Here is an 8,957-nt window from a genome sequence, read left to right on the forward strand (position 1 = left end):
AGCCCGCGCCGCCGACTGAGGACCCGCCATGGACCGCATGATCTACCTCAGCATGTCGGGCGCGAAGGCGTCGATGCAGCGGCAGGAGGTGCTGGCCAACAACCTGGCCAACGTCTCGACCAACGGCTTCCGCGCCGAGCTGGCCGCCTTCCGTGCGGTGCCGGTGCAGGGCAGCGGCGCCAGCACGCGGGTCTACACGCTGGAGTCCACCGTGGGCTCGAGCTTCGAGCCCGGCGCGGTGACGCCCACGGGGCGCCCGCTCGACGTGGCGATGAAGGGCAACGCCTGGCTGGCGGTGCAGGGGCTCGACGGCACGGAGGCCTACACCCGGGCCGGTGCGCTCGACGTCGACGCCCAGGGCCAGCTCGTCACCAAGACCGGCCTCGTGGTGCTGGGCGACGGCGGCCCGATCACCGCGCCGGCCAACAGCGAGCTGTCCATCGCCGGCGACGGCACCGTGAACGCGAAGGACGCGCAGGGGCGCTCCAACCGCATCGGCCGGCTCAAGCTGGTGTCGCCGGAGACGCCGGCCACGCTGCAGCGCGGCCCGGACGGGCTGTTCCGCGCCGCCGAGGGCGACCTCGGCGCGGACGCCACGGCGCGGCTGCAGGACGGCGCGCTCGAAGGCTCCAACGTGAGCGCGGTGGAAACCATGGTGGCCATGATCTCCGCGGCGCGCCAGTTCGAGCACCAGATGAAGCTGCTGCAGACTGCCGAACGGCAGGAGCAGGTGGCCGCCAAGCTGCTGTCGCCCAACGGGGCCTGACTGCCGGCTGATCGCCGCCCGGCCGCGCCGGGCGCGCCGCGGGCGACGCGCCCGGAACAGCCCGCCAAATCCCGCTCTTATCGGGGCAAGCCGACCCTCAAGCCCGGCACAAGATCGCTCCAAGACCCCAAGGAGCGTCCTCATGATCCGTTCACTCTGGATCGCCAAGACCGGCATGGAAGCCCAGCAGACCCAGCTGGACACCATCTCCCACAACCTCGCCAACGTCGGCACCAATGGCTTCAAGCGCGGCCACGTCGTGTTCGAGGACCTGATCTACCAGAACCTGCGCGCCGCCGGCGCCGCGTCGAGCGACCAGACCCAGCTGCCCACCGGGCTGCAGGTGGGCCTGGGCGTGCGGCCGGTGGCCACGTCGCGCATCTTCTCGCAGGGCAACCTGCAGCAGACGTCGAACAACCTCGACGTTGCCGTCAAGGGCCAGGGCTTCCTGCAGGTGCAGATGCCCGACGGCACCACCGCCTACACGCGCGACGGCTCGCTGCAGGTGGACGCCAACGGCCAGCTCGTCACCAACAACGGCTATGCGGTGCAGCCGGGCATCACCATCCCGGCCGGCGCGCAGACGGTGACGATCGCGCCCGACGGCACGGTCACGGTGACCGTTGCCGGCCAGGCGGCCGCTCAGCAGGTGGGCCAGCTCACGCTGGCGTCGTTCGTGAACCCCGCCGGCCTGGACCCGAAGGGCCAGAACCTGTGGGGCGAGACCGCCGCGTCGGGCGCGCCGCAGGCCGGCGTGCCGGGCGCCAACGGCCTGGGCACGCTGCAGCAGGGCTACGTGGAGACGAGCAACGTCAACGTGGTCGAGGAACTGGTGGCGATGATCCAGACCCAGCGCGCCTACGAACTGAACTCCAAGGCGATCCAGACCAGCGACCAGATGCTGCAGCGTCTGGGGCAGTTGTGATGGTCCCCCCCCGTTGCGCCTTCGGCGCTCCCCCCCAGGGGGGCGACGCCGGCGGACCGGCGGAGCCGGATCCGCGGCGTCTGCTGGGTGGCGCCTTCGCTGCGCTCGGCTTCGAGCGTGCGTGGTTGCGGATGGCCTGTGTGCTGCTCGGCTGGGTTGTGGCGGCCTTCGTGCTGTCGGGGTGTGCGCAGGTCAATGCGTATCGCGTGCCGCCGGTGGACGTGGGGGCGGCGCCGCCGGTGGCGCCGCCGGCGCCGGTGGCGGTGACGGCGACCAACGGGGCGATCTACCAGGCCGCCGGGTTCCGGCCGCTGTTCGAGGACCATCGGGCGCGGCTGCCGGGCGACACGCTGGTGGTCAACATCGTCGAGAAGGTCAGCGCGACGCAGAAGTCCACGTCCACGGTGGACCGCAACGGCTCGCTCAGCGGGTCGGTGACGGCGCTGCCGGGCATCAGCAACAACGCGCTGCGCCGCGCCAGCGTCGGGGGCACCTCGGCCAATGCGTTCGACGGCAAGGGCACCACCGAGAGCAGCAACGACTTCAGCGGCACCATCACCGCCATCGTCACCGGCGTGCTGCCCAACGGGCACCTGCTGATCCAGGGCGAGAAGCAGATCGGCGTCAACGCCAACGTCGATGTGCTGCGCTTCTCCGGCCAGGTGGACCCGCGCGCGATCCAGCCCGGCAACTCGGTGCAGAGCACCCAGATCGCCAACGTGCGCGTCGAGCAGCGCAGCCGCGGCCAGCACGGCGACGCGCAGGTGATGGGCCTGCTGTCGCGTTTCTTCCTCAGCGTCCTGCCGATATGAACCTCGACGACACGATGATCGAACGATTGCTGCGTCTGGCCGTGGCCTGCACGGCCGTGGCCGCCAGTGCGGCGGTTTGGTGGCCGGTGGGCGCCCATGCCGCCACGCGCATCAAGGAAGTGGCCACGGTGCAGGGCGTGCGCGCCAACCAGCTCGTGGGCTACGGCCTCGTGGTGGGCCTGGACGGCACCGGCGACCAGAGCCAGGGCGCGCCGTTCACGGCGCAGAGCCTGGGCGCGATGCTGTCGCAGATGGGCGTGGCGGTGCCGCCGGGCGTGCAGCTGCAGGCCAAGAACGTGGCCGCGGTGATGGTCACGGCCACGCTGCCACCTTTCGCTCAGCCGGGCCAGGCGATCGACGTCAACGTGTCCTCGCTGGGCAACGCCAAGAGCCTGCGCGGCGGCATGCTGATCGCCACGCCGCTCAAGGGCGCCGACCAGCAGATCTACGCCATGGCGCAGGGCAGCCTGATCGTCGGCGGGGCCGGGGCCTCGGCCGGTGGCTCCAAGGTGCAGATCAACCACCTGTCGGCCGGCCGCGTGCCGGGCGGCGCCACGGTGGAGCGCAGCGTGCCCACGCCGCTGGCGCAGGGCGAATTCCTCCAGCTCGACGTGACCAGTGCCGACTTCGCCACCGCGCGCGAGGTGGTGCAGGCCATCAACCGGGCCAAGGGCGACGGCACGGCCTTCGCGGTGGACGGCCGCGTGGTGCGCGTGCGCGCGCCGGCCGACGCCAGCGAGCGCGTGGCCTTCCTGGCCGACGTGGAGAACCTGCCGCTGTCGCTGGTGCGTCCGGCGGCGCGCATCGTGCTCAACGCGCGCACCGGCTCGGTGGTGATGAACGAGGCCGTCACGCTGGCGCCCTGCGCGGTGGCGCACGGCAGCCTGTCGGTCACCATCAGCTCCACGCCGGTGATCAGCCAGCCCAACCCGCTGGCGCGTGGCGACACGGTGCAGGCCGAGAAGGCCGACATCGCCATCACCCAGCAGGGTGGCTCGCTGATCCAGATGCCGGCCGGCACCAAGCTGGCCGACGTGGTCAAGGCGCTCAATGCGCTGGGCGCCACGCCGCAGGACCTGCTGGCCATCCTGCAGGCCATGAAGTCCGCCGGCGCGCTGCAGGCAGAAATCGAAGTGATCTGACATGGCCTCGTCCGTCAGCCTCGGCAACGACCCGCTGCGCAACCTGCGCGCGGCGGCGGCGCGCGACCCCAAGGCCGCCATCAAGGAGGCCGCGAAGCAGTTCGAGTCGCTCTTCATGCAGGAGCTGATGAAGTCGATGCGCCAGGCCACGATGAGCTCGGGCATGCTCGACAACCAGGGCACGCAGCTCGGCACCGAGCTGCTCGACACCGAGTTCGCCGGCAAGATGTCCGGCCTGAAGGGCGGGCTGTCCGACGCGATCGCGCGCCAGCTCGAGCGCCAGATGGGCCTGGCCACCGCGTCCTCTGTCCGGGCTGATGCGTCCGCCCCCGCAGTCAACCGCACCGCGCAGACCACGCCGCTGCGCAAGCCCGCCAGCGCCGCCGAGTTCGTGGCCCGCCACACCGACGCCGCGAAGAAGGCCGAGGCCGCCACCGGCATCCCGGCCAGCTTCATGGTGGCCCAGGCCGCGCACGAGACCGGCTGGGGCCGCAAGGACATCCGCATGGCCGACGGCTCGACCAGCTTCAACCTGTTCGGCATCAAGGCCGGCGCCGACTGGAAGGGCCCGGTCGCGCGCGTGACCACCACCGAGTACGTCGACGGGCAGCCACGCAAGCTGGTGCAGGCGTTTCGCGCCTACTCCAGCTACGAAGAGTCGTTCGCCGACTACGCCCGCCTGATGACCACCAGCCCGCGCTACCGCGAGGTGGTGGCGCGTGCCGACGACGCGAAGCAGTTCGCCCAGGGCCTGCAGCGCGCCGGCTATGCCACCGACCCGGCGTACGCCGACAAGCTCGGCCGCGTGATCAACACGACGCTGCGCCTGCAGCGGACGCTGGCATGAGCCGGAGGCTTGAACCATGAGCGCAGGCAGCCTGTTTTCCATCGGCACGCGGGCGATGTTCGCCAACTACGCCGCGCTGCAGACCACCGGCCACAACATCGCCAATGCCAACGTCGAGGGCTACTCGCGCCAGCGCGTGGAGCTCGAGACGTCCAGGGGCCAGTTCACCGGCGCCGGTTTCTTCGGCAAGGGCGTGGACGTGGCCACCGTGACGCGGCTGCACAACGAGTTCCTCACGCGCGAGGCCGCCAGCTCGGCCTCGGTGGCCAGCGGCGACGCCACGCGCGCGGCGCAGCTCGCCCGCCTGGAGGAGGTGTTCCAGCCCGGCGAGGCCGGCCTGGGCTACGTGACCAACGCGCTGTTCAATGCGATGACCGACCTGGCCAGTCAGCCCGGCGACGCCTCGGCGCGCGAGGTGGTGCTGTCGCGGGCGCAGGACATGGCCGCGCGCTATGCCAATGCGGGCGCCCAGCTCGACGTGCTGCAGGCCGGCGTCGAGCAGGACCTCAAGGTGCAGGTGGCCCAGGTGAACTCGCTGGCCGCCAGCATCGCGCAGGTCAACGAGCAGATCGCCCGCGTGCAGGGCGCCGGCCAGCCGCCGAACGACCTGCTGGACCAGCGCGACCAGCTCATCCGGGAACTCAGCGGCCTGGTGCAGGTGACCACACTGCAGGCCAGCGACGGCACCGTGGGCGTGTTCCTGGCCGGCGGCCAGCGCCTGGTGCTCGGCCAGCAGGCCGCCACGCTGGCCGTGGTGCCCGACGAATACGACGTGTCGCGCATGGCGCTGGCGATCACCGAACAGGGCCAGCAGCGCACGCTGCCGCCGTCGCTGCTGGCCGGTGGGTCGGTGGGCGGGCTGCTGCGCTTCCAGAACGAGGACCTCGTGGCCGCGCGCAGCGCGCTGGGCCGCCTGGCCGCGTCGGTGGCTTCCAGGATCAACGAGCAGCAGGCGCTCGGCCTGGACCTGCGCTCGCCGCCCACCGCCGGCGCGCCGCTGTTCGCCTTCGGCCAGCCGCTGGCCCTGCCGTCGTCGGGCAACGTGCGCAACGCCTCGGGCAACTTCGTCACCTCGGTGTCGATGACCATCGCCGACGCCTCGCAGCTGCAGGCCAGCGAGTACCTGCTCGAGCCCGACCCGGCCACCGCCGGCCAGTACCTGCTGACGCGCCGATCCGACGGCCTGGTGCGCAGCATCGCCAGCGGCGCCACCGTGGACGGCCTGACGATCACCGTGTCGCCCGCGGCCACGGCCGGCGAGAGCTTCCTGTTGCAGCCCGTGGCCCGAGCCGCGGTGGACCTGCGCCGCGTGCTGTCGTCGCCCGCCGGGCTGGCCGCGGCCTCGCCGGTGCAGGCAGCCGCCGGCATCGGCAACACCGGCACGGCCCGCGTCGGCAGCCTCACGGTCGTGAGCCCGACGATCGACCCCGACCAGACGGCCAGCATCACCTTCACCTCCGGCGCCGGCGCCTACGCCTGGGAGCTGCGCGACCGCGTCAGCAACGCGCTGCTGTCCAGCGGCACCGGCACCTGGCAGGCGGGCCAGCCGATCGCGCTCAACGGCTTCGAGCTGCGCCTCGACGGCGTGCCGGCCAGTGGCGACACCTTCAGCGTGGCGCGCACTGCGTTCCCGGCCGCCAGCAACGGCAACGCCCTGGCACTGGCGGCGCTGCGCGACGATGACTTCGTCGGCGGCGAGACCGTCACCGACGCCTATGCCAGCCTGATGGCCGGCGTCGGCGTGCGCGTGCAGACGGCGCGTACCGCGGCCGACATCTCCGCGTCGGTGGCCGCTTCGGCACGCGAGAAGGTCGACGCCGAGTCGGGGGTCAACCTCGACGAAGAGGCCGCCCGGCTGCTGCAGTACCAGCAGAGCTACCAGGCCGCCGCCAAGATCCTGCAGGTGGCCAACGCGGTGTTCGACACCCTGCTCGACGCCGCGCGCTGAGCGGCCTGCCCGCCAAGACTGACCCGCACGAGGAGCCCTCGCCATGCGCATCGCCACCCGCCAGACCTACGAGATGGGCGTCGACCGCCTGCAGCAGCGCCAGAAGGAGCTGACCGACGCGCAGGAGCGCATGACCAGCGGCAAGCGCATCTCGCGCGCCAGCGACGACCCGGCCGCCGCGGCGCGCGCCGAGCGGGCCCTGGCCGCGATCGGCCGCCACGAGGCGAGCCAGCGCGCGCTGGAGGCCAGCCGCAACGCGATCGTCCAGACCGAGACCGCCCTGTCCGACGCCGGCGACCTGCTGCAGCAGGCGCGCGAGACCCTGGTGGCCGCCGGCAATGCCACCTACAGCGACGCCGAGCGGGCCAGCCTGGCCGAGCGGCTGTCGGCGCTGCGCGGCCAGCTGCTGGCCGCGGCCAACCGGGGCGACGGCGCGGGCGGCTACCTGTTCGGCGGGCAGGGCTCGGCCGAGCCGCCGTTCCTGGACGGTGCCGGCGGCGTGGTCTTCCGCGGTGCGGCGGGCGAGCTGCAGGCCGCGCTCGACGAGACGCTGCCGCTGTCGATGGACGGCCGTGCGCCGTGGCTGGCGTCGGCCAGCGGCAACGGCCTGTTCGAGACCCGGGTGCTCACGGCCGCGCCGAACCAGGCCGGCGCCTGGATCGACGCCGGCCGCGTGACCGACCCGCAGGCGTTCTTCGCGGCCACCTCGCCGCCGGTGGTGGCCGACCCGGACAACCTGGACTACCGGATCGATTTCACGGCCGGCCCCGGCGGAACGACCTATACCGTCACCAAGGACGGCGCGGCGGTGGGCCTGACCAACATGCCCTTCACGCCCGGGCAGGCGATCGAGTTCGACGGCATGTCCGTCACCGTCAACGGCACCCCCCAGTCGTCGGACGCCTTCGAGCTGCGTCTGTCGCAGCCCACGCAGTCGGTGTTCGGCACGCTCGACCGTGCCATCGCCGAGCTGCGCACGCCGCTGCGCAGCGGGGCGGCGGTGGCGCAGACGGTGTCCACCGCGCTGTCTCAGATCGACGGGTCGATGGCGGCGCTGCAGTCGCTGCGCGCCCGGGCCGGCGAGGCGCTGAACCGCGCCGACCTGGTCGAAGGCCGCCTGGCCACGCAGAAGGTGTCCGCGGAAGCACAAAAGTCACAGGCGGAGGACTTGGACATGGTTCAGGCGCTTTCGTCGTTCCAGAATCAGCAAAGCGGCTACGAGGCCGCGCTGAAGGCGTACTCGATGGTCCAGCGGATGTCGCTGTTCCAGTACGTGAACCTGTAATCCGTCACCGAAACGAACGCTCTCCCGATGCAAGACCACCCGATCCTGGCCCAGGTCGTCCTCGGCTACTCGCCGATGATCGACCGCGAACGGGCGGTCACGGCCACGCGGCTGACGGTGTTTCCGGCCCGGCCCGACGTGCCGGTGGACGCGGGCGCGCTGCTGGCCGCGGTGTCCGAGGTGTGGCCCGAGGGGGCAGGCCGGGTGTCGCTCAACGTCGTCAGCGAGACGCTGCTGCACGACCTGCTGATGACGCGGCCCAGTGCCAACCTGATGATCGAGGTGCCGGCCTTCATGGCCTGCGACCTGGCGCACAGCGAGGGCATCACCGGCCTGTACGCGCGCGGCAACACGCTGCTGCTCAAGGGGCGGCCTCGCTCCGAGCTGCCGCGCGAGGTGCTGCCCTGCTTCAAGCACTCGATCATCGACCTGGAAGACGAGCGTCGCGCCGACGCGCCGCCGGCGCCGGGCGTCACGCGCCAGATCACCCACATCCAGGCCGGCGTGCGCACGCTGGCCGACATGGAAGCCAGCTTCCAGCGCGGGGCCGTGGCGGTGCTGGGCTGGCCGATCGAGGACGCAGTCAAGCCGCAGGCCGGCCGGCCGCGCCAGCCCGACCTGGCCGCCATCGTCGAGCTGATGCGTCGCATCGACAAGGAAGAGCCGATCGACCGCCTGGAGGACGTGCTCAAGCTCGATCCCACGCTGGCCTTCAAGCTGCTGCGCTACATCAATTCCGCCGCCTTCGGGCTGCGCGTCGAGGTGGCGTCGTTCCGCCATGCACTGATGCTGCTGGGCTACCAGCGCCTGAAGCGCTGGCTGGCGCTGCTGCTGGCGTCGGCCAGCAAGGACCGCGACATGAAGCCGGTGATGTTCTCGGCCCTGCGCCGGGGCCTGCTGATGGAGCAGCTGGCCCGCGCCTCCGTCGGCGGTGGCGACGAGCAGATGCGCAACGAGTCCTTCATCTGCGGCGTGTTCTCGCTGCTGGACCACATGATGTCGCAGCCGTTCGACGAGCTGCTCAAGTCCGTGCCGGTGCCCGAGGGCGTGCGCCAGGCGCTGGTGGACGGCGAGGGCCCCTACCAGCCCTTCCTGGAGCTGGTGCGGGCGGTCGAGAACGAGTCGCTGTTCGATTTCCGCGACAGCGCCGAGCGGCTGCTGCTCGGCGAGGGCGAGATCAACCGCGCCGTGCTGCGCGCGCTGGCCTCGGCGTCGCAGATCCAGTAGGGCCG

8 protein-coding genes are annotated in these 8,957 nt (G+C 71.9%); all 8 read left to right on the plus strand.

The genetic code is table 11. The features are described 5' to 3' along the window. Positions 1 to 28 precede the first annotated feature (28 nt). The 8 genes from flgF to AC2EAQ_RS15925 all read left to right on the plus strand — a co-directional run bounded on the left by flgF (position 29) and on the right by AC2EAQ_RS15925 (position 8,952). A complete protein-coding gene (flgF, locus tag AC2EAQ_RS15890; protein WP_484645324.1) occupies positions 29 to 766 on the plus strand; it encodes a flagellar basal-body rod protein FlgF in 738 nt (245 codons plus the stop codon). A gap of 142 nt (positions 767 to 908) precedes the next feature. Continuing rightward, positions 909 to 1,691, plus strand: coding sequence for a flagellar basal-body rod protein FlgG (gene flgG, locus AC2EAQ_RS15895; RefSeq protein WP_484645325.1), 783 nt, complete (start codon positions 909 to 911; stop codon positions 1,689 to 1,691). Between the two features lie 131 nt (positions 1,692 to 1,822). Next, a complete protein-coding gene (locus tag AC2EAQ_RS15900; RefSeq protein ID WP_484645326.1) occupies positions 1,823 to 2,503 on the plus strand; it encodes a flagellar basal body L-ring protein FlgH in 681 nt (226 codons plus the stop codon). Then, positions 2,500 to 3,645: a flagellar basal body P-ring protein FlgI gene (locus AC2EAQ_RS15905; RefSeq protein WP_484645327.1), complete on the plus strand. Its 1,146-nt coding sequence runs from the start codon at positions 2,500 to 2,502 to the stop codon at positions 3,643 to 3,645. Before AC2EAQ_RS15900 ends, AC2EAQ_RS15905 begins: the two co-directional genes overlap by 4 nt. Position 3,646: 1 nt before the next feature. After that, complete coding sequence (gene flgJ / locus AC2EAQ_RS15910) at positions 3,647 to 4,492, plus strand: flagellar assembly peptidoglycan hydrolase FlgJ (protein ID WP_484645328.1); 846 nt, start codon at positions 3,647 to 3,649, stop codon at positions 4,490 to 4,492. Between the two features lie 16 nt (positions 4,493 to 4,508). Next, complete coding sequence (flgK, locus tag AC2EAQ_RS15915; protein WP_484645329.1) at positions 4,509 to 6,440, plus strand: flagellar hook-associated protein FlgK; 1,932 nt, start codon at positions 4,509 to 4,511, stop codon at positions 6,438 to 6,440. 43 nt (positions 6,441 to 6,483) lie between these two features. Continuing rightward, entirely contained in the window at positions 6,484 to 7,725 is a 1,242-nt protein-coding gene (flgL, locus tag AC2EAQ_RS15920; protein WP_484645330.1) for a flagellar hook-associated protein FlgL, read from the plus strand. Positions 7,726 to 7,752: 27 nt separating this feature from the next. After that, the gene (locus tag AC2EAQ_RS15925) at positions 7,753 to 8,952 is read left to right on the plus strand and encodes an EAL and HDOD domain-containing protein (RefSeq protein ID WP_484645331.1); all 1,200 of its coding nucleotides are present in this window, start codon (positions 7,753 to 7,755) and stop codon (positions 8,950 to 8,952) included. Positions 8,953 to 8,957: the final 5 nt, after the last annotated feature.

It is taken from the genome of Aquabacterium sp. T101 (assembly GCF_057219775.1).

Coding starts and splice junctions, on each gene's coding strand:
- flgF (WP_484645324.1), top strand. CDS start 29: ATGGACCGCATGATCTACCTCAGCATGTCGGGCGCGAAGGCGTCGATG.
- flgG (WP_484645325.1), top strand. CDS start 909: ATGATCCGTTCACTCTGGATCGCCAAGACCGGCATGGAAGCCCAGCAG.
- AC2EAQ_RS15900 (WP_484645326.1), top strand. CDS start 1,823: ATGGCCTGTGTGCTGCTCGGCTGGGTTGTGGCGGCCTTCGTGCTGTCG.
- AC2EAQ_RS15905 (WP_484645327.1), top strand. CDS start 2,500: ATGAACCTCGACGACACGATGATCGAACGATTGCTGCGTCTGGCCGTG.
- flgJ (WP_484645328.1), top strand. CDS start 3,647: ATGGCCTCGTCCGTCAGCCTCGGCAACGACCCGCTGCGCAACCTGCGC.
- flgK (WP_484645329.1), top strand. CDS start 4,509: ATGAGCGCAGGCAGCCTGTTTTCCATCGGCACGCGGGCGATGTTCGCC.
- flgL (WP_484645330.1), top strand. CDS start 6,484: ATGCGCATCGCCACCCGCCAGACCTACGAGATGGGCGTCGACCGCCTG.
- AC2EAQ_RS15925 (WP_484645331.1), top strand. CDS start 7,753: ATGCAAGACCACCCGATCCTGGCCCAGGTCGTCCTCGGCTACTCGCCG.